This window comes from Endozoicomonas sp. ALC013 (assembly GCF_049310205.1).
In the GTDB taxonomy this organism is placed as follows: domain Bacteria; phylum Pseudomonadota; class Gammaproteobacteria; order Pseudomonadales; family Endozoicomonadaceae; genus Endozoicomonas.
This window is the reverse complement of the sequence record NZ_JBLYNS010000016.1, coordinates 34,914-53,498: the sequence shown is the minus strand read 5'-3', so window position 1 is coordinate 53,498 and position 18,585 is coordinate 34,914. Positions and strand designations below refer to the sequence as shown.

Genomic DNA, 18,585 nt, shown 5'->3' with positions numbered 1-18,585 from the left:
GCCCCCGTTACCACATCAGGTCATCCGGAATCTGATAATCCGCATACCAGTCTTCTTCTTCCTCGGTCAGATCGCCAGACTTATCATTCTGTATGACAATCGCTTCTGGCTTACGCTCGGCAATCTTACTGGCCACCGGCGCAGGGATGACCAGAAAATCGTCGCCCAGTATCGCCAAGGCCAGCAAGCCCCTTTCCAACTTGGTTAACTGTTCATCAGTCACATAAATTTTCTTGATTTTGTTTTCATAAACAAACTTATATTCTGCATCGCCCCCATTACGGGACAATGCATTAGTCTCAATCAGTTGACGAACCTGTGCGTCCAACGCCTTACGCTGACGTTCATCTTCAAGCTGTCGATTCAGCTCACGATCTTTCTCAGCCTGAGCCTGCCTCTCTTTCTCCAGCTCAATACGGCGTTTTTCCTGATCGGTCATATCACCAGAGCGGGCAGCCTGCTGTTTCTTTTTCTTATTACTGGTCTTGGCCTGTAATGCCTGTTGTTTTGTCGCAAGGCCAGCTTTCATCAGCTGGTCACGAAGTGATTTACTCATCGTCTTAAATACCAGAGGGGGATTCAAAAAACTGGAATCTTAGCAAGCCCTTCTACTGACAGCCAGAGATGAAACCCGCCATTGTCTGCTTTTTGATAATCACAAAAAGCACAAAGCCCACAAAGAAAAGCCTTCCTTTGTGGGCTTGTAGGTTCAGAGAGCCGATAACGGCGACTAATGCTTAGTGGACATCCTTCCAGAATTCCCGTTTGAGCAGATAGGCAAACACAAAGAACAGCGCCAGGAACAGGTATACATAAATACCCAGCTGCTTACGCTGTTCTTGCATTGGCTCCGCAGAGTAAGCCAGGAAGTTGGTCAAATCATAGGCCATTTGATCGTATTCGGTGGGCGTCATACTCCCCTTACGCTCCGGATCAACCGTCAGGCCACAGATCTTGTCTCCGGTCAGCGGGTCACGGGCCGTTGGGTCTGTATCACCGCAATTGTCGATCTGTACTCCCTGAAGCCCCAGAAGCACATGGGGCATACCAACATCCGGGAAGACCTTGTTATTTACCCCATAAGGACGGCTTGGGTCTTCGTAGAAGGTCCGAAGGTAGGTATATAGCCAGTCAGGCCCACCTTTAACGCGGGACACCAGTGTCAGGTCCGGAGGTGTAGCACCAAACCAGACCTTCGCTTCGTCCGGGTCCATGCTGTTATGCATCAGATCACCGATCTTGGCAGACTTATCGAACACCAGGTGCTCCATCATCAGGTCATGGGGAATGCCAAGGTCATCCGCTACCCGCTCATAGCGCTGATACTGGGTCGCATGACAACCTGCACAGTAGTTCTGGTAATACTTCGCCCCCCGCTGCAGCGAAGCTTTGTCAGAAGGGTCCACATTGGCCTCATCAAGCGGGTATCCCCCACCGGCTGCTGCCGCCAACGATGAAAACAGCACCGAAACCAGAAACAACTTAATGGTCAGTATTATTCTTTTCATTAGCCGGTCACCCTCTCAGGTACAGGTTTGGTCTTCTCCCATCGTGTGTAGAAAGGCATCAACAGGAAGAACGCAAAGTAAATCAGCGTACAGATCTGGGCAATGAGTGTATAAGTCTCAGTAGCCGGTTGCGTTCCGAGCCAGGTCAGCAAAATAAAGACAAAGGCAAAAACCACAATGCTGGTTCTGCTGATCATGCCCTTGTAACGCCATGACCTGACCGGGCTGCGATCCAGCCAGGGCAGAACAAAGAGAATGGCAATGGCACCACCCATGGCGACAACCCCACCCAGCTTGGAGTCGATTGGCCCGATATCAAAGGTAATCGCCCTGAGAATGGAGTAGAACGCCCCAAAGTACCAGACTGGTGCAATATGCTCGGGCGTCTTCAGGCCGTTGGCCGGTTCAAAGTTGGCATGCTCAAGGAAGAACCCGCCCATCTCCGGGAAGAAGAAAATAATGCCACAGAACACGAACAGGAAGACCACAACACCGACAATATCCTTAACGGTGTAATAGGGGTGAAAAGCGATACCATCCAGAGGCACACCATCCGGCCCTTTGTTCTTCTTGATATCTATACCGTCCGGATTGTTTGAGCCCACTTCATGCAATGCCAGGATGTGCAAAACCACCAGACCAAGAATAACGATCGGCAGCGCAATGACATGCAGTGCAAAGAAGCGGTTCAGGGTAATACCGGAAATCAGGAAGTCACCACGAATCCACTGCTGAAGATCCGGACCAATTACCGGAATAGCGCCAAACAGGGAAATAATTACCTGCGCCCCCCAATAGGACATCTGCCCCCAGGGCAACAGGTACCCCATAAAGGCCTCACCCATCAGCGCCAGGTATATGGCCATACCAAAGATCCAGATCAACTCCCGTGGTGCCTTGTAGGACCCGTAGAGAAGACCACGAAACATGTGGCAGTAAATCACCACAAAGAACATGGATGCGCCGGTAGAGTGCATGTAGCGGATCAACCAGCCATATTCCACATCCCGCATAATGTACTCAACAGAAGCAAAAGCAGCTTCAGCGCTGGGAACATAGCTCATGGTCAGCCAGATGCCCGTCAGGAGCTGGTTAACCAGAACCAGCAGGGCCAGAGAACCAAAGAAATACCAGAAGTTGAAGTTTTTGGGCGCATAATATTTGCTGAGATGCTTCTCCCACGCCTGGGTGACGGGAAGTCGGGCATCAACCCAGGCCATTATTTTATTTCCCATCACGCATTCTCCTCATCTTTACCGATAATCAGAATATCATCGCCTTCAAAGGAGTAAGGTGGCACGACCAGATTCGTTGGGGCAGGAACTCCTTTATACACCCGACCGGCCAGATCGAACCGCGAACCATGACAGGGGCAGAAATACCCCCCCTTCCAGTTGGCATCAAACTCCATGGGTTTGACTTCCGGCAGATATTTTGGAGAACACCCGAGGTGGGTACACAAACCGACCAGAACAAGAACATCTTCCGTCCGTGAACGGTACGGATTGGTGGCATACTCAGGCTGCTCTGAGCTTTCTGATTTCGGGTCGCGCAAACGCCCATCCTGTGATGGCAGTTCATTAAGCATATCTTTGGTACGTCGCAGCACAAAGACTGGTTTACCCCGCCATTCATAGACAACCTGTTGCCCGGGTTCCAGCTTGCTTAAATTGACTTTTACCGGTGCACCGGCAGCCTTAGCTTTTGCACTCGGGTTCCACGACTTCAGAAAAGGCGTAGCAACCCCTACAGCACCGGCAGCCCCCACCACCGAAGTCGCTGCCACGAGAAAGCGGCGCCGGCCTTTGTTTATGCCGTTGTCACTCATTAACCTACTCTCCCCATCCGGGCTGAACGCCCAATGACTTCTTTTTGTTCATGGGTGTGATAACAGATTTACTTCTGAAACAGGGCTTTTGTTAACCCGGAAAGGACAAAGACTCAAAAGCTCTCTCGCAGAACCACCCGCACCTCAAATAACAACCTGACAGCTGCAATCAACCCCCAACAATAAAGCCGCCTCGCATTATACTTACGCACATAAGCGGCAGTGCGTAATGATACTGGTTTTAACGCATAAAAAAAATGCCCAAAACAGGGCACAGGTTTTTTTAATAAAAGTTTCAGGCATAAAAAAACTTCCCGATACGCTCTCCCGAAAGAGGCACAAAGGGAAGCTTTCCAGTAACCCAGGCAACCAGCCGAAAAAACCGGCCGGTGGTCTGAGCACAATATCAGCGCTTGGAGAACTGTGGACGCTTACGAGCTTTACGCAGACCCACTTTCTTACGCTCAACTTCACGAGCGTCACGGGTAACGTAGCCAGCTTTACGCAGAGGAGAGCGCAGAGTCTCATCGTACTGCATCAGCGCGCGGGTGATACCATGACGGATAGCACCAGCCTGACCAGAACCGCCGCCACCAGATACAGTGATCTTGATGTCGAACTTTTCAGTCAGCTCAGTCAGTTCCAGAGGCTGACGAACTACCATTCGAGCAGTTTCACGGCCGAAGTATTCGTCCAGGGAACGGCCATTGACAGTGATACTGCCAGAACCAGCTCTCAGGAAAACACGTGCGGTTGAGGACTTACGACGTCCAGTTCCGTAGTATTGAGTTACAGACATAACCACCCCTGATTAAATTTCCAGTTGCTGAGGCTGCTGAGCAGCATGTGGATGCTCGCTTCCGGCATAAACCTTCAGCTTGCTGTACATGGCACGACCCAGAGAATTCTTGGGCAGCATCCCCTTAACAGCCGTCTCGATTACCAGCTCAGGCTTGTGGTCGATCAGCTTGTCAAAGCTGATGGACTTCAGGCCGCCGATGTAACCGGTGTGGCGGTGGTACATCTTGTCAGTAGACTTACGTCCGGTAACACGTACTTTCTCGGCGTTTACTACAACGATGTAGTCGCCAGTGTCCACATGAGGAGTGTACTCTGGCTTATGCTTGCCGCGCAGACGCAGAGCGATTTCTGTTGCCAGACGACCCAGCGTTTTGCCTTCGGCATCAACTACGAACCAGTCACGTTTTACGGTTTCTGGCTTAGCACTAAAAGTTTTCATTAAATTCGCCTCTATGATACCGCTGACGCGATACCTGTTCCTACATGGCCGTTCCCTGCTGGGCAAGAGCCAGGCTAATAGCCCCAGATCAGCAATACCGGCCTGTTCAAAACATTGGGCGCTCAATCGGGAAACGGGAGCGGTATTATACCGTTTGGCAAGAGGAAATAAAGCCCCCTGCGAACCGGATCTCTGTTAAAAACCCGGAACCACACTTTGCATCATTAATTTACATAGCACGGCGACATGACTAACGAGCAACCCGCAAATCGCTGTCAGAAGCCCTGAGGACTTTTAAAATATGCCGCCCCTGAAAGTCCGGGTTAAACTGAAGACCTTCCGGAAGCACCCTTCTGCCAAACCTCTCAAGCTCTGAGGAAGCAGCACTGGTTCGGACTTCAACGGCCAGTAACAGGGAGTTCAGCAGGAAGCCAATAATGCTTCGACTCCATAAACTCACACCAAAACCACCGGCAAGGGCAGCGTAAGTGACGATAAAAGAGACCCTGTTAACAAAACCGTTTTTCTGATCCCCGTGATACCCGGTCACCATTCTCACAGGAGGCTGCGTTCTGTCATTATCGGCAAAACTGAACCCGACACCTTCTGAGAGGCCGTTAATACTTAAAGGCCCGCCAAGATCGAGAAAAAGCTCATTATCCCTGGGAAATTTGTAATATCGATAACCATAAATACCTCCCCGCCCCGCGCTACTAATGTACAGTGACTTAAGATCCATCCACTCAAGGCTCATAATGTAAAGCGTTCTTTCCGGGGACAGCATCAAATCAAGGGCTGACTGATGGGTTGCCAGAATTAAAAAAAGTAATAACGGGTTTTTCTGCAAAGGGGCAGGCATTGTCCTTGAATCAATTTTTTTTACCAACCGCCTGACCTTACTTTCCGTGGTAAATCGCACCTTGTAACCCGAAACCTCTGATGCGGATTCAGTCAATATTGCCTCATAGTCCACCAACAACAATTGCCCGGTTCGTTTAAGGTAAGAGAGGTAATTGACATAACCAAAAACTCCATCCTCCACTTCCTCCATTTGATCAATCTCTTCCGCCTCTGACGGGACTGAAATCATTATTCGACAGGACTCGGCAACCCCCTGCTGGCACCCCCCGGTATATTTCAAATCCCCCTTAACACCGAAGATATCCCTCAATTCCACGGAGCCCACATAGTCTGAAGCCACAACGTCGTCAGACTGGCCCTGATAATTCGCCATTGCCTGGCCGGTGATAATCAGTGCGATACAACAATATCGCCTCATTCCCCACACCAAAGCGCTTGAAAAAATCGTCTTAATTTTTACCACAAGCCTCACCAACAATGCTGCCAACCAAATGAACTTTACCCTTTTTTCGAGGCGGTCCCTCCTCCAGTCGATAGACCGTTGACCAGAAGATAACGAGATGCTCAGTCAGCACAGTGCGTGACGTAAAAGCATAGACGATGTCAACCATTGTGACTAATTGTGCTGGCATTACGCTGCGGTCTCAGCCTGAAATGGTGGCCGGTCTATCCCTGCGATGTGTCAGAGCCGGTTGTACCTGACAGGGCCCTGACAACCCGCTACAATCGCCGGAAATCATACACAGGCAGATCAGGAAAACCATGCGCGACTATATTATTGCCCCGAGTATTCTTTCCGCAGATTTTGCCCGCCTGGGCGAAGAGGTCGATCATGTTCTGGTCGCCGGAGCGGACTGGATTCACTTTGATGTTATGGACAACCACTACGTCCCGAACCTCACCCTGGGCCCGATGGTCTGCAAGGCACTGAGAAAGCATGGCGTCACTGCCCCCATCGATGTTCACCTGATGGTGAGCCCTGTCGATCGTATCATCGGTGATTTTATTGAAGCCGGTGCCAGTATGATCACTTTCCATCCGGAAGCATCTGAACATATTGATCGTAGCTTACAACTGATTCGCGAAGGTGGCTGCCAGGCTGGGCTGGTACTCAATCCGACAACATCCCCCGATGCGCTTGAGTATGTGATGGACAAGCTGGATATGGTCCTGTTGATGTCGGTCAATCCCGGCTTTGGCGGTCAGAAGTTTATCCCCTCAACCCTGAAAAAACTGTGCAGGGTGCGCAAGCTGATTGATAATAGCGGGCTGAATATCCGTCTTCAGGTAGATGGTGGTGTGTCGGCCAGTAATATCCGCCAGATTGCCGAGGCCGGTGCGGATACCTTTGTTGCCGGCTCCGCCATTTTTGGTGCTGACAACTATCAGGATGTCGTGACGCAAATGCGCTCCGAGCTGGCTGAAGTCGTGGCTTTATAAACCATGACAACATCCAGCGGCCATCCATTTCTGAACAACCTGACCCTGGTCATGTACGACCTGGATGGCACGCTGGTAGAAAGCGTGCCTGAGTGCGGGAATGGTGTCATGCAGTCACTGCTATTCCATTTCCCCAAACAGTGGCCTTTGAAGTTACCTTAACCTTACGCTGGTAAAGACGTGAACAAACCCGATTGCTGTGCCCCCATGCCTGCCGGGCAACCCTTGGCAGGCTGGGTACCGGATTCGACTTCTCAGCTCTGAAAAACAGATAGTTAAGCGCTGTATATAACGCGTATGCCCTTCGCGATATATAGGCCCTGGGCTTATCCTGATAACCACTCACCGCCGGTATCAACAACTTACTCAGCAGTTCGGGTCGCTCATTGCTGGTAGCGCAAAACTGCATATTCCAGGTTGTATAGAGATCACTCCAATGCTTCGGCAGCGGATAATTAAACAGAGGTTCCTGCCCCTGCTCATCCAACTCAGAAGCACATTGGGTGTATTTACCCGGATAATGCTGGGCCAGGGTCAAGCCTGCACAGGCATTTTCGTGACGGCCACTGACTGCCTCCACGGCGGTCGCTTCAATAATATTAAAGGGCAAAATACAACGCCCCTGCGAATGGGGATAATTTCGTTGCTTTCGACCTTTCAACATCTTCACAATAGGCTGCTCAACGGAGATGAGCTTAATCGCTTTTATGAAACCCAGCCCTCTGATAGCTCCCCCCATTTCATTTCGCTTTTTTTTCCACAAATGAACACACGCTTCCAGCACTTCGGCATTTTGAATCTGGGCTTTGGTCAGTAAATTGAGCGCCAGAGCAAATGGCAATACCGATTCCAGTTCATGAATAATTTCATTTTTACCCTTTTCGAGCATGCCTTCGTTCGTTTCACTGACATTAATAATGTTATGAATAGCACGCATCAAATAATCATTGTCCTTGATATTCCTGAAAACCTCACTGACTGCCTTTTCTATTGCTTCCTGCGAAGTATCATCGGATAAGTTACCACTGATTATTTCGAATATTTCCTGAGTCCACTCACCTCTGCAATCCATCAGCTCAAGATCTATGAAAGACTGCTTAACCTTTTCCCTCACTTCGTTAACATCAAGCTTCTGTATCAGCTTGCTGGCACGAGTATGCAAGTCACTCAGGAAACCATTGACCTTTTCTGTCTCTGCCGAACTCAGTGATGTTTCTGAGCGATCAACTGCTCCTTTCATACATAGTGCAATTTTCAAATAGATTGACAATGCTTTATTGCAGATATAAACCAAAGGCCTGCTAATAAGGTAATCGGTGATCTTTTTCCTGATCGTTGACGACCCGTAACCTTTATGTGAACGCTGGCCAGATGTCGCTTTTGGATTATTGAAATTGCTCGGCATCAAGCCTTGAGTCTGCACCAGTCCCTGAACTTCAGCCTGCAACAGACCCTGAGTATCCCTGGAATTTCCTATCATGTGAATCACCCTGCATAGTTTTAGCCATATCAAGAACCTACCCTATTGATTAACCGGATAAACTGACAAATTGATCAGAATGGCTAACAAACAATAGCAGCCCTGCATCAATAAGATTCAGGAACCTTTTCAGAAACGGGGAGTCGAACGGCATGCACATTATCAATATGACGGTCATACCATGAATGCAAATTCGACGACATATGACGGATCACTCAGCGCTAAAACTCTCTGGTATTTGAACAAGATAAGATCTTCGCAAGAATCTTTATCTTCTTCAGTATCCGCCTTAAAAAGGCATGCTGAGCAATTAACTGATGAACAACGCCTTAATCTTGTCAAAAAGATCAAGTCAGATAAGCGTCCCGGCTGGTCGGTTGACTTAAAACTCAGTGAAAGACAGTTACAATTTCAGTCAATACTTTTGAAACCATTCATATTGAGTCTTAGTAAAATAGGCAAAGTTACCATTGCAGATATTGGTCAATATTAATCAGTAAGTGTGTAGGCACAATCATTCCGTGAAGAACAATGTTGACTGGCAAAAGGTTGCCGATATGTTTGAAAAAGCCTGTAAGGTAAAAGGGGCCATTATTATGATTGATGAAATTGACAGTATGCTTCCGAAACGAAACGATGCTTCGCAGTTCAATGTTAAACGGACTAACGAATTGTTAAGACATATAGAAGCAGCGAATGAGAATCGCATCATCGTGGCGGGAACCACTAAAACAGTTTATCAGTGAAAAAACGGATAAAATCATGTGTAGTACTCAAGAAAATCCTGACACCTCCCCACTCCCATCGAAGCCGGGAAAATATAATCTGAGGTCAAAAAAGAGTTTTCTTTCTATCTTAAGCACTGAAGGAGCGGCCTTTGGATAGATATCAAGCCTGGGGAAAACATCATCGGCTGTAGATTCATATCAAGCAGCCCTTTGACCACTGATTTCAGGAAAAGATCAATATCAAAGCCATACGCAACCCATGCTCAAATCCAGATACACTGATTGCCCCGCCCGATGCACTTTCATCTTCGGGCCCCCAACCGGGGCAGCATACTCGCTGATTTGCAATAGCCCCTGTAGTCATATACCCTTAGCGCAGATCATAATGACATAAAGCAGTACTAAAGAGTCTGGATAAATCCTGCCCTGGTACGGAGTTTGCTGTGAAGCCCTGTCAAAGCCAAGACCATTTTCACCAACATCGCTTTCGACTCAGATACAACGACCATAACGGCTGTTCCGATACTTCCTTGTCTTCAACTTCCCTCCACACTGCCTCCTGGCGCTGGCCATAGGCCTGCCAATTTCACTTAGCCCAACGGCAACATGGTTGTTGCCAAACATAGATAATTTCAATCAATAATCCTGTTAGCTTATTCGAGAGAGCTGCTATGACGCCTGAAGCGTTTACGCGTCTGACCAGAGAAGGATACAACCGCATCCCCGTTGTACGTGAGATTCTGGCAGACCTGGACACACCATTAACCACCTATCTCAAGCTCGCCAATGGCCGCTACTCCTACCTGCTGGAGTCCGTGGAGGGCGGTGAAAAGTGGGGCCGCTACTCGATGATTGGCCTGCCCTGTCGCACCTTGCTCCGGGTCAATGGCGATCGTATTCAGATCGAAACCGATGGCCAGATTGTCGAAGAACACACCACCAGCGACCCACTGGCGTTTATCAAGGCATTCCAGCAACGTTATCAAGTGCCGGAGTTGCCGGAACTGCCCAGATTCACCGGCGGCCTGGTGGGTTATTTTGGTTACGATACGATTCGCTACATTGAGCCCAAACTGGCACAAAGCGCCCCGAAGGACGAACTGCATACACCGGACATCCTGTTAATGGTGTCTGACGAACTGGTGGTATTCGACAACCTCAGTGGCAAACTGATCCTGATTACCCATGCGGACCCTGACCAGCCAGCCGCGCTGGAAAAAGCACAATCCCGCCTGGACAACCTTGTACGCCAGCTGCAAACCAGCCACATTCAACCTCCGGTCCAGGCCTCTCTGAACCCCGCCTGTGAAGGTGATTTTCAATCAGGCTTTGGCGAAGAAGCCTTCAAAGATTCCGTTGGCGCTATTCGGGATTACATTCTGGCAGGCGACGCAATGCAGGTGGTTCTCTCCCAGAGAATGTCGATCCCCTATGACAGTTCACCGCTGAATCTTTACCGGGCTCTGCGAAGCACCAACCCTTCCCCCTACATGTACTACATGGATCTGGGGGATTTTCATGTGGTGGGCTCTTCTCCTGAAATTCTGGCCCGGCTGGAAGATGGTGAGGTGACCGTAAGGCCCATTGCCGGCACCCGAAAACGCGGTGATACCGAAGAGAAAGATAAAGCGCTCGAACAGGAGCTGCTCAATGACCCCAAAGAGCTGGCAGAACACCTGATGCTGATCGACCTGGGAAGAAACGACGTTGGACGTGTAGCAACCACAGGCTCAGTAAAACTGACGGACAAGATGGTCATCGAGCGCTACTCCCACGTTATGCACATTGTCTCCCATGTGACGGGCGAACTGAAAAGTGGACTGGATGCCCTGGATGTACTAAAAGCTACGCTACCCGCAGGGACGTTAAGCGGGGCACCCAAAGTACGGGCCATGGAAATCATCGATGAAATGGAGCCGGTAAAACGGGGGGTCTATGGCGGCGCAGTGGGCTACCTGGCCTGGAACGGCAATATGGACACCGCTATTGCCATCAGAACAGCGGTTATCAAAGACCGGCAGCTCCATATTCAGGCCGGTGCCGGTATTGTTGCTGACTCCAGCCCTGACCTGGAATGGCAAGAAACCATGAATAAAGGGCGTGCAATGTTTCGTGCGGTAGCCATGGCCCAAACCGGATTCATTAAAGGGATGAAACACTGATGCTGTTAATGATCGACAACTACGACTCATTCACCTTTAACCTGGTTCAATACTTCTCGGAACTGGGGGCTACTGTCGATGTCCACAGGAACGATCACATCACCATTGATGACATCGAAACGCTAAAGCCAGACCATATCGTTATTTCTCCGGGCCCGTGCACGCCAAACGAAGCTGGCATATCCATGGATGTTATACGACATTTTCAGGGTAAGGTTCCGATCCTGGGAGTCTGTCTTGGCCATCAGAGCATTGGCCAGGTGTATGGCGGCAGGATTGTTCGTGCCCGACAGGTGATGCACGGGAAAGTTTCCCCGGTCTTCCATCAGGATTTCGGGGTGTTTCAGGGACTGGCCAACCCGGTCACCACAACCCGTTACCACTCACTGGTGATTGATAAAGAGAGTCTTCCTGATTGTCTTGAGGTCACCGCATGGACGCAATTTGCCGACGGCAGCAATGACGAGATCATGGGCGTTCGCCACAAAGAACTGCCCGTTGAGGGCGTGCAGTTTCATCCGGAGTCCATTATGACCGAACAGGGACATGACCTTCTGGCCAATTTTCTCAAACAGTCCATATAACCATTGAGCTAAGGGAATGAAGACATGCAGATAAAAGAAGCCATCAACCGGGTCGTACAACATCTTGACCTGAGCCGGGATGAAATGGTCGAGGTCATGCAACAGATCATGACAGGCCAGTGCAGTGACAGCCAGATTGCGGCTTTTCTGACGGGCATGCGGATGAAAAGTGAGAGCATTGAAGAGATCACCGGGGCGGCCATGGTTATGCGACAGCTGGCTACCCGGGTTGAGGTTAACACTGGGCACCTGGTGGATATTGTCGGTACCGGCGGGGATGGAGCCCACCTGTTCAACGTCTCGACAGCGTCGGCATTTGTCTGTGCGGCTGCCGGTGCCAAAGTGGCAAAACACGGCAACCGTGGGGTTTCCAGCTCAAGCGGTAGTGCCGATCTTCTGGAGCAGGCTGGTGTCAACTTGGATATCAGCCCTGATCAGGTGGCCCGCTGCATTACTGAGGTGGGGGTCGGCTTTATGTTTGCACCAGCCCACCACTCAGCCATGAAAAATGTGGTCGGTGTGCGCCGGGCGCTGGGTATTCGTACTCTGTTTAATATTCTTGGGCCGATGTCCAACCCGGCTAACGTAAAAAATCTGCTGATTGGTGTCTTTAACCGGGAGCTATGCCGCCCTATGGCTGAAGTACTGCGTGAACTGGGCAATGGGCATGTTATGGTGGTGCACTCCGTCGATGGACTGGATGAAATCAGTATTGCCAGTGCCACTCACGTTGCTGAGCTGAAGGATGGCAACATCCGCGAATACACCCTGACACCGGAAGATTTCAATATCAACTCCCAAAGCCTGATCGGGCTGGATGTAAAAGACAGTGATGAATCACTGGCGCTGATCAAAGACGCCCTCGGTAAACAGGAGGGAAAACACGCTGAAAAAGCTGCCAGCATGATCGCCCTGAATGCCGGTACCGCTATCTATCTTTCGGGGGTTGCCGGTGGCCTTGAGGAAGGTATTCTGATGGCCCGGGACGCTATCGATAGCGGCCTGGCGCTGGAGAAAATGAAAGAGCTGGCCAGCTTCACCCGCGTTTTTTCTGCAGAAGCAGCCACCTGGTCAGTGTGAGGATCCAATTCATGTCGCTACCGACGATTCTGAATAAAATCATTGCACGGAAGCATGAAGAAGTTTCTGAGCGCCGCGATATCAGGCCGCTTGATGAAGTGAAAACGCTGGCCGAACAAAACACCCCAACACGGGGCTTCGCCCGCAACCTGCTGTTACGGGTGGAAAAGCAGCAGGCCGCCATCATTGCGGAAATCAAAAAAGCCTCTCCCAGTAAAGGTGTTATTCGGGAACACTTTGAGCCTGCTGACATCGCCAGAAGCTACGAACGCTCCGGAGCCTGCTGCCTGTCCGTGTTGACGGACCAGGATTTTTTTCAGGGGAGTGATCGCTTTTTACAGGCTGCTCGAGATGCCTGCTCTCTGCCTGTACTACGTAAAGACTTTATGGTCGACCCGTATCAGATATATGAAGCCCGGATGATTGGTGCTGACTGTATCCTGTTGATTGTCTCCGCACTGTCTGACCAACAGCTCAGTGAATTTAATGAGCTGGGACAATACCTTGGAATGGACGTTCTGGTTGAGGTGCACGGGGCCGATGAGCTGGAAAGGGCACTGCCATTACCGGGCGCTATTCTCGGTATCAACAATCGCAATCTGCATACGTTTGAAGTGAGTCTGGATAATACCTTTGAGTTGCTAAACCGGATTCCCGATGGTCGGCTGGTGGTTACGGAAAGTGGTATACACACAAAGCAGGATGTGGAATCCATGGTCTCGCACAATGTGAACAGCTTTCTGGTGGGTGAGGCTTTTATGCGTCAGGAAGATCCGGGAGAAGCGCTCAGCGGATTGTTTGGCAGTTACTTATGATTAAAGGCCGCCCTGAGAGGGGTGGCCAATCTTTATCACGTCAACTATTGAATAATCCCACAGGCTATTCTGGCACCACCGCCACCCAGGGGAGGGTTGTCAGAATAGTTATCGGAACCAGCATGAATCACCAGTGAACGCCCCTTCAGTTCAGAGAGTGAAAGTCGAGGTGCTACAACAGGGCTGACCGCGTTTCCATATTCATCAACCATTAATACCGGCAAATCCCCTGAATGCCCGTGACCTTCGGGCCCCTCGTGATGACCGGTGCTGTTTGGGTCATAGTGATCACCTGCGGCCAGGGCAGCAACGCTCTGGCCACCTTTTTCTCCTGGCTCACAGGAGGGGTTTTCATGAACATGAAAGCCATGCTTCCCGGGTGGCAGATCATGCAGTGCCGGCTGCAGTCTAATCCCTTTGGTGACATCATCATCGTCAGCATGATGTATAAATATGTTGCCTATTGTTGGCCCATTACCTGCCGGAGTCACCTGAAACATCGCAACTTCCAGCTTTTCCTCTACCTTGCCTTCACCCTGACCCGTATTATTTGAACACCCGGACAGCAAAGCAGATAGTGCGATCGGCAGAGCCAGGAACCTGATACCTTTATTAACCATGTTATGAAACCCCTGAGAAAACATATAAGCCTCAGTATAGGTTTCAATGACACTCAACAAGGGCTGATTGCTTCGGCTATTCTATCGGGTGCCAAACACAACCATGGTTTTTCCTTTTACCGAAACAAGCCCCTGGGCTTCAAGGCTTTTCAGAACCCGTCCAACCATTTCACGGGAGCAACCGACAATACGACCAATTTCCTGACGGGTTATTTTGATCTGCATCCCATCAGGGTGCGTCATGGCATCGGGTTGACGGCATAAATCCAGCAAGGTTCTGGCCACCCGGCCGGTAACATCGAGAAATGCCAGATCCCCCATCTTCCGGGTGGTATCCTTCAAACGGGCAGCCATCTGGCCAGACAGCATCATCAGAATCTCGGGTTCTTTCTGCACCAGATCCCTGAACTGCCGGTAACTGATTTCCGCTACCTCACAGGCGGTCTTGGCCTTAACCCAGGCGCTGCGTTCCTGCTGATCCTCGTCGAAAAGACCCATTTCTCCAAAAAAGTCCCCCTGATTCAGATAGGCGACGATCATCTCACGACCATCATCGTCTTCGATAACCACGGATACAGCACCCTTGACGATGTAATAAAGGGTCTCTGAAGTGTCACCGGCACAGAGTATGGTACTTCTGGCCGGATAGTTTTTCCGGGAGCACATGTCCAAAAAAACAGACAAAAAGTGTTTTACTCCGGAGGCTGGTCTGACAGGTAAATTCTTTGCCAACATCTTTTCACCACAACTGCCTTGTTTTGGTCACATCATACCGCAAACTTTTCTTGACTGTCTTGGCACTATTCGATGAATGGGTGCTGTTACGAAGAATACAGAATTCTGATTGAATGGCTGTTTTGACGCAAAGGCTTTAGAATTGCCCCCAAATAGAAACAGTCAAACGAGAACAGGAATTTCAAATGAAGGCACAAGTCAAGTGGGTTGATAACCAGCGTTTTCTGGGACTGACCGACAGTGGCAACTCCATCGTTATGGATGCCGATAAACACCATAAGAGCGCACCGAGCCCCATGGAGATGGTGCTGATGGGTTTAGGTGGCTGTTCTTCGGTGGACGTGGTTAATATCCTGGAAAAAGCGCGTCAGAAAGTGACCAGCTGCCATGTGGACATTGAATCCGAACGTGCTGATGCCATTCCCGCCGTATTTACCAGAATACATCTGTCTTTTGTGGTGAAAGGCAGCAAGATCAAAGCATCCCAGGTGGAACGTGCCGTAAACTTATCCGCCGAAAAATACTGCTCGGTTGCCCATATGCTAGGCAAAGGTGGTGTTGAAATCACCCACAGTTACGAGATTATCGAAACCGAGTAGAGGATTTAAACCACAAAGACACGAAGGAAGCCTTTTTTGTTTGCTGAACCTGGATCAAAACAACTTTGTGTCTTTGTGGCCCTCTTCTGTTTAACCCGGCGGCCACTGCATTTGACGTCCCGCCAGCAAATGCAGGTGTATATGGTAGACCGACTGCCCACCTTGGCTGTTGGTATTCACGGCCAGGCGAAAGCCATCCTCACTTACCCCTTCGCTGGCCGCGATGTCTTTTGCCACCAGCATCATCTTGCCCAGCAGTGACTGGTCTTCTGCTACAGCGTCATTCATGGTCGCAATATGCTTTTTGGGAATGACCAGAATATGGGTTGGAGCCGCCGGGTTAATATCCCTGAAGGCCACTACCTGATCATCTTCAAATACTTTATCTGCGGGAATATCGCCCTCAGCAATTTTACAGAAAAGACAACTCATTAAACCCACTCCTTGCCTATATAAAAAATCCAGTCACCCTGCAGTAACAGGCTGCTCTATTTCCCGTTCCCACAACAGCGTTGCACCAACGACCGCAGCAGGAATAATCAGCAAATTGATCAACGGTATCAACATGGCCAGGTTAACAACCGCACCAAAAGGCCACGACGTTGATAGCTTTGGTTTCAATCGTGATAACATGTCGGAAAATGAGACACCCCGGTTATCCGCTGCATAGTCACAGTACTGGATAGCCATCATCCAGCCATTGAATAAAAACCACAACACCAATCCCAGCACCGGAACAAAAGACAGTATCAGCAGCACGATTGCCCGGGGCAGGAAATACAACAGTTTGCGCAACTCCCGGCCAATACTTCTCGGCACAATTGTCAGCCAGTCAGACAATTTAAGATCAGGCAGCTCAGCGCCTTCCATTCGCTGCACTTTTTCCGCCAACAGTGCATTAAACGGGGCCGCAATAAAATTCCCGATAATGGTAAAGGTAAAAAACATCACGGCCGCCAGGGCCAGAAAAAACAGCGGCCATAGCAGATACTCCAGAAACGCCAGCCACTCTGGCATCCAGCCGGTGAGTTGCTCCATCCACAGAGAGAAATGGCCCGATGCCCAATAAATAATCCCGGAAAACACCAGGATATTAATGACCAGCGGAATCAAAACAAACCATCGCAATTGTGGCAGTAAAATCATTTTCAGTCCCTGGATAAAGTAACCGGGGCCTGATGCAGGGGTATTATGTATCATCACTTTATTGTTAATGCTTGCCAGAAACCGAAATATTACACCAGCATCAGCTATTTCTCTTGTTTTCTTCTCTTGTGCTTTTCTCTTGAGCAATAGGGACAGACAATAAGACCCATAATTTTTGCCAATTGCCATGGCTCAAAGGCTATAGCTATTATAAGGCCATTTAATCATTACCCCTTATTAATGGAGTACATAATGAGCATAACCAGACACTCCCGCCTGTTAATTCTTGGTTCCGGGCCTGCGGGCTATACCGCCGCTGTCTATGCCGCCAGGGCCAATCTCAATCCGGTCATGATTACCGGCATGCAACAGGGGGGCCAGCTGACCACCACAACGGATGTCGATAACTGGCCAGGTGGACAGGAAGGGCTTCAGGGCCCCGGCCTGATGATGGAGATGGAAGCCCACGCCAAACGCTTTGGTACTGAAATTATTTTTGATCATATCGAAGAAGTGGATTTCAGCCAAAAGCCCTACACCCTGAAAGGCAGCCACACGTATACCTGCGACGCCCTGATTATCGCCACCGGAGCCAGCGCACGCTATCTGGGCCTGGACAGTGAAGAAGCCTTCAAGGGTAAAGGGGTGTCTGCCTGCGCAACCTGTGATGGATTCTTTTATAAAAATAAAGATGTGGTCGTGGTCGGTGGCGGCAACACGGCGGTGGAAGAAGCACTCTATCTCTCTAACATTGCCAGAACCGTTACCGTGATTCATCGACGCCAGCAATTTCGCTCAGAAAAGATCCTTCAGGACAAATTGATGGATCGCGTGCAGAACGGCAATATCAAACTGGTTCTTGACTCTGTTCTGGATGAAGTTCTGGGCGACGACATGGGGGTCACCGGCGTCCGGGTTAAAAATGTGCTAAGTGGTGAATCTGAAGAAATATCCGCAATGGGCTGCTTTATCGCCATTGGCCATACGCCAAATACCGGTATTTTTGCCGGTCAGCTGGACATGAAAGATGGCTATATACGGGTGAATAGCGGTCTGGCAGGCAATGCCACACTGACGTCAAAAGAGGGAGTTTTTGCCGCCGGGGATGTTATGGATCATGTCTATCGCCAGGCGATTACCTCTGCCGGTACTGGCTGCATGGCAGCATTGGATGCCGAGAAGTATCTGGATGCCCTGGAAGCTTAAATAGAGTGGCTACAGGCTTCTTCGCCAGGAAGCCTGTAAGTCACCGTTTATTTATCGGTGGTGGTTCCTTCTTTCGCTGACTCACCGTAACCGTACTCTTCAGCCAACGCTCCCTGTTCATCAGGGCTGGATTTAGGCGCATAGTCCTTGGGCTGCTCCAGGGGGGGCGTGCGTTCATTACGACGCTTATGAATCTTCCCGGACAGCAGTGCGTTACTGCTTAACAGGGAGTCGCCAAGCCGGTTGCGGACTTCTTCATCCTTACAGAGCGCTTCCGCACCATTGGCCAGATGCTCATGGACATCCCGGTAGGTATCGGTCAGTTTATTGATCAGGTGGGCTGATGTGGTGAAGTGATCTCCCACACGCTCCTGGTACTCTTTGAATTCCTGCTGAAGTTCATCCAGCTGGCTCTCCAGCCTGCCGTTACGGGATTTTGCACCGGACAGTAAATGGTAAACGAGCGCACCACACAGAATCCCCGTCAGAAACGCCAGACTACCGATAAACCAAAGTACGTTCATGTTTTCCACAGTATCGCCTCACTCAGTGG

Annotated in this window: 22 protein-coding genes; 9 read left to right on the top strand and 13 right to left on the bottom strand. The window is 50.0% G+C overall.

The features are described 5' to 3' along the window. Nucleotides 1–7: 7 nt before the first annotated feature. The 7 genes from ACO6V1_RS05535 to ACO6V1_RS05505 form a co-directional block, all read right to left on the bottom strand. The gene (locus ACO6V1_RS05535; RefSeq protein WP_422446724.1) at nt 8–556 is read right to left on the bottom strand and encodes a DUF2058 domain-containing protein; all 549 of its coding nucleotides are present in this window, start codon (nt 554–556) and stop codon (nt 8–10) included. Between the two features lie 181 nt (nt 557–737). Then, nucleotides 738–1,508, bottom strand: coding sequence for a cytochrome c1 (locus tag ACO6V1_RS05530; RefSeq protein WP_101745151.1), 771 nt, complete (start codon nt 1,506–1,508; stop codon nt 738–740). Continuing rightward, nucleotides 1,508–2,743 carry a cytochrome b gene (locus ACO6V1_RS05525; RefSeq protein WP_422446728.1) on the bottom strand — a complete coding sequence of 412 codons (1,236 nt, stop codon included), beginning with the start codon at nt 2,741–2,743 and terminating at the stop codon, nt 1,508–1,510. The genes ACO6V1_RS05530 and ACO6V1_RS05525 overlap by 1 nt, the downstream gene beginning before the upstream one ends. Continuing rightward, nucleotides 2,743–3,336, bottom strand: coding sequence for a ubiquinol-cytochrome c reductase iron-sulfur subunit (gene petA / locus ACO6V1_RS05520; RefSeq protein WP_101745149.1), 594 nt, complete (start codon nt 3,334–3,336; stop codon nt 2,743–2,745). Before petA ends, ACO6V1_RS05525 begins: the two co-directional genes overlap by 1 nt. A 406-nt stretch (nt 3,337–3,742) precedes the next feature. Next, the gene (gene rpsI, locus ACO6V1_RS05515; RefSeq protein ID WP_101745147.1) at nt 3,743–4,135 is read right to left on the bottom strand and encodes a 30S ribosomal protein S9; all 393 of its coding nucleotides are present in this window, start codon (nt 4,133–4,135) and stop codon (nt 3,743–3,745) included. Nucleotides 4,136–4,147: 12 nt separating this feature from the next. Further along, entirely contained in the window at nt 4,148–4,576 is a 429-nt protein-coding gene (gene rplM, locus ACO6V1_RS05510; protein WP_101745146.1) for a 50S ribosomal protein L13, read from the bottom strand. A gap of 250 nt (nt 4,577–4,826) precedes the next feature. Continuing rightward, entirely contained in the window at nt 4,827–5,855 is a 1,029-nt protein-coding gene (locus tag ACO6V1_RS05505) for a hypothetical protein (RefSeq protein ID WP_422462120.1), read from the bottom strand. 344 nt (nt 5,856–6,199) lie between these two features. Here ACO6V1_RS05505 and rpe point away from each other — a divergent pair, with 344 nt between their 5' ends. Further along, nucleotides 6,200–6,877: a ribulose-phosphate 3-epimerase gene (rpe, locus tag ACO6V1_RS05500; protein WP_422446733.1), complete on the top strand. Its 678-nt coding sequence runs from the start codon at nt 6,200–6,202 to the stop codon at nt 6,875–6,877. Nucleotides 6,878–6,983: 106 nt separating this feature from the next. Here the strand turns inward: rpe and ACO6V1_RS05495 are convergent, their stop codons facing one another. Next, nucleotides 6,984–8,357, bottom strand: coding sequence for a hypothetical protein (locus ACO6V1_RS05495; protein ID WP_422446735.1), 1,374 nt, complete (start codon nt 8,355–8,357; stop codon nt 6,984–6,986). A gap of 181 nt (nt 8,358–8,538) precedes the next feature. Between ACO6V1_RS05495 and ACO6V1_RS05490 the strand changes: the two genes are divergently transcribed. The 6 genes from ACO6V1_RS05490 to trpC all read left to right on the top strand — a co-directional run bounded on the left by ACO6V1_RS05490 (nt 8,539) and on the right by trpC (nt 13,726). Beyond that, nucleotides 8,539–8,850 carry a hypothetical protein gene (locus tag ACO6V1_RS05490; RefSeq protein WP_422446737.1) on the top strand — a complete coding sequence of 104 codons (312 nt, stop codon included), beginning with the start codon at nt 8,539–8,541 and terminating at the stop codon, nt 8,848–8,850. A 28-nt stretch (nt 8,851–8,878) separates the two neighbouring features. Continuing rightward, nucleotides 8,879–9,103: an AAA family ATPase gene (locus tag ACO6V1_RS05485; protein WP_422446739.1), complete on the top strand. Its 225-nt coding sequence runs from the start codon at nt 8,879–8,881 to the stop codon at nt 9,101–9,103. Between the two features lie 653 nt (nt 9,104–9,756). Next, on the top strand, nt 9,757–11,247 hold the full coding sequence (trpE, locus tag ACO6V1_RS05480; protein ID WP_422446741.1) for an anthranilate synthase component I: 1,491 nt from the start codon (nt 9,757–9,759) through the stop codon (nt 11,245–11,247). Continuing rightward, a complete protein-coding gene (locus ACO6V1_RS05475; protein WP_422446743.1) occupies nt 11,247–11,831 on the top strand; it encodes an anthranilate synthase component II in 585 nt (194 codons plus the stop codon). Before trpE ends, ACO6V1_RS05475 begins: the two co-directional genes overlap by 1 nt. 24 nt (nt 11,832–11,855) lie before the next feature. After that, nucleotides 11,856–12,911 (top strand): anthranilate phosphoribosyltransferase, encoded by a 1,056-nt coding sequence (gene trpD / locus ACO6V1_RS05470; protein WP_422446745.1) that lies wholly within the window; start codon nt 11,856–11,858, stop codon nt 12,909–12,911. A gap of 11 nt (nt 12,912–12,922) precedes the next feature. Further along, nucleotides 12,923–13,726, top strand: a complete 804-nt coding sequence (gene trpC / locus ACO6V1_RS05465) for an indole-3-glycerol phosphate synthase TrpC (protein WP_422446747.1) — start codon at nt 12,923–12,925, stop codon at nt 13,724–13,726. Nucleotides 13,727–13,770: 44 nt separating this feature from the next. Here trpC and sodC read toward each other — a convergent pair whose 3' ends face one another. Together sodC and crp are read right to left on the bottom strand one after the other, a co-directional pair. Then, nucleotides 13,771–14,346: a superoxide dismutase [Cu-Zn] SodC gene (gene sodC, locus ACO6V1_RS05460; RefSeq protein ID WP_422446749.1), complete on the bottom strand. Its 576-nt coding sequence runs from the start codon at nt 14,344–14,346 to the stop codon at nt 13,771–13,773. Between the two features lie 81 nt (nt 14,347–14,427). After that, nucleotides 14,428–15,081: a cAMP-activated global transcriptional regulator CRP gene (gene crp / locus ACO6V1_RS05455; RefSeq protein ID WP_422446751.1), complete on the bottom strand. Its 654-nt coding sequence runs from the start codon at nt 15,079–15,081 to the stop codon at nt 14,428–14,430. Between the two features lie 185 nt (nt 15,082–15,266). Here crp and ACO6V1_RS05450 point away from each other — a divergent pair, with 185 nt between their 5' ends. Continuing rightward, entirely contained in the window at nt 15,267–15,680 is a 414-nt protein-coding gene (locus ACO6V1_RS05450) for an OsmC family protein (RefSeq protein ID WP_422462126.1), read from the top strand. 90 nt (nt 15,681–15,770) lie between these two features. Here the strand turns inward: ACO6V1_RS05450 and ACO6V1_RS05445 are convergent, their stop codons facing one another. Further along, on the bottom strand, nt 15,771–16,112 hold the full coding sequence (locus tag ACO6V1_RS05445; protein WP_422446755.1) for a histidine triad nucleotide-binding protein: 342 nt from the start codon (nt 16,110–16,112) through the stop codon (nt 15,771–15,773). A 33-nt stretch (nt 16,113–16,145) separates the two neighbouring features. Then, nucleotides 16,146–16,880 carry a sulfate transporter CysZ gene (gene cysZ / locus ACO6V1_RS05440; protein ID WP_422462152.1) on the bottom strand — a complete coding sequence of 245 codons (735 nt, stop codon included), beginning with the start codon at nt 16,878–16,880 and terminating at the stop codon, nt 16,146–16,148. 198 nt (nt 16,881–17,078) lie between these two features. Between cysZ and trxB the strand changes: the two genes are divergently transcribed. Then, a complete protein-coding gene (gene trxB / locus ACO6V1_RS05435; protein ID WP_101745135.1) occupies nt 17,079–18,032 on the top strand; it encodes a thioredoxin-disulfide reductase in 954 nt (317 codons plus the stop codon). Between the two features lie 47 nt (nt 18,033–18,079). Here trxB and ACO6V1_RS05430 read toward each other — a convergent pair whose 3' ends face one another. Further along, nucleotides 18,080–18,556 (bottom strand): YhcB family protein, encoded by a 477-nt coding sequence (locus ACO6V1_RS05430; RefSeq protein WP_101745134.1) that lies wholly within the window; start codon nt 18,554–18,556, stop codon nt 18,080–18,082. Nucleotides 18,557–18,585: the final 29 nt, after the last annotated feature.

Excerpts from the sequence above, each read along its gene's own strand:
- ACO6V1_RS05525 (WP_422446728.1), bottom strand. The coding sequence starts at position 2,743 with ATGGGAAATAAAATAATGGCCTGGGTTGATGCCCGACTTCCCGTCACC.
- ACO6V1_RS05495 (WP_422446735.1), bottom strand. The coding sequence starts at position 8,357 with ATGATAGGAAATTCCAGGGATACTCAGGGTCTGTTGCAGGCTGAAGTT.
- petA (WP_101745149.1), bottom strand. The coding sequence starts at position 3,336 with ATGAGTGACAACGGCATAAACAAAGGCCGGCGCCGCTTTCTCGTGGCA.
- ACO6V1_RS05445 (WP_422446755.1), bottom strand. The coding sequence starts at position 16,112 with ATGAGTTGTCTTTTCTGTAAAATTGCTGAGGGCGATATTCCCGCAGAT.
- trpD (WP_422446745.1), top strand. The coding sequence starts at position 11,856 with ATGCAGATAAAAGAAGCCATCAACCGGGTCGTACAACATCTTGACCTG.
- trpC (WP_422446747.1), top strand. The coding sequence starts at position 12,923 with ATGTCGCTACCGACGATTCTGAATAAAATCATTGCACGGAAGCATGAA.
- ACO6V1_RS05475 (WP_422446743.1), top strand. The coding sequence starts at position 11,247 with ATGCTGTTAATGATCGACAACTACGACTCATTCACCTTTAACCTGGTT.
- rpe (WP_422446733.1), top strand. The coding sequence starts at position 6,200 with ATGCGCGACTATATTATTGCCCCGAGTATTCTTTCCGCAGATTTTGCC.
- ACO6V1_RS05450 (WP_422462126.1), top strand. The coding sequence starts at position 15,267 with ATGAAGGCACAAGTCAAGTGGGTTGATAACCAGCGTTTTCTGGGACTG.
- sodC (WP_422446749.1), bottom strand. The coding sequence starts at position 14,346 with ATGGTTAATAAAGGTATCAGGTTCCTGGCTCTGCCGATCGCACTATCT.
- crp (WP_422446751.1), bottom strand. The coding sequence starts at position 15,081 with ATGTTGGCAAAGAATTTACCTGTCAGACCAGCCTCCGGAGTAAAACAC.
- ACO6V1_RS05430 (WP_101745134.1), bottom strand. The coding sequence starts at position 18,556 with ATGAACGTACTTTGGTTTATCGGTAGTCTGGCGTTTCTGACGGGGATT.
- trxB (WP_101745135.1), top strand. The coding sequence starts at position 17,079 with ATGAGCATAACCAGACACTCCCGCCTGTTAATTCTTGGTTCCGGGCCT.
- trpE (WP_422446741.1), top strand. The coding sequence starts at position 9,757 with ATGACGCCTGAAGCGTTTACGCGTCTGACCAGAGAAGGATACAACCGC.
- ACO6V1_RS05490 (WP_422446737.1), top strand. The coding sequence starts at position 8,539 with ATGAATGCAAATTCGACGACATATGACGGATCACTCAGCGCTAAAACT.
- rplM (WP_101745146.1), bottom strand. The coding sequence starts at position 4,576 with ATGAAAACTTTTAGTGCTAAGCCAGAAACCGTAAAACGTGACTGGTTC.
- ACO6V1_RS05505 (WP_422462120.1), bottom strand. The coding sequence starts at position 5,855 with ATGAGGCGATATTGTTGTATCGCACTGATTATCACCGGCCAGGCAATG.
- ACO6V1_RS05530 (WP_101745151.1), bottom strand. The coding sequence starts at position 1,508 with ATGAAAAGAATAATACTGACCATTAAGTTGTTTCTGGTTTCGGTGCTG.
- cysZ (WP_422462152.1), bottom strand. The coding sequence starts at position 16,880 with ATGATACATAATACCCCTGCATCAGGCCCCGGTTACTTTATCCAGGGA.
- rpsI (WP_101745147.1), bottom strand. The coding sequence starts at position 4,135 with ATGTCTGTAACTCAATACTACGGAACTGGACGTCGTAAGTCCTCAACC.
- ACO6V1_RS05535 (WP_422446724.1), bottom strand. The coding sequence starts at position 556 with ATGAGTAAATCACTTCGTGACCAGCTGATGAAAGCTGGCCTTGCGACA.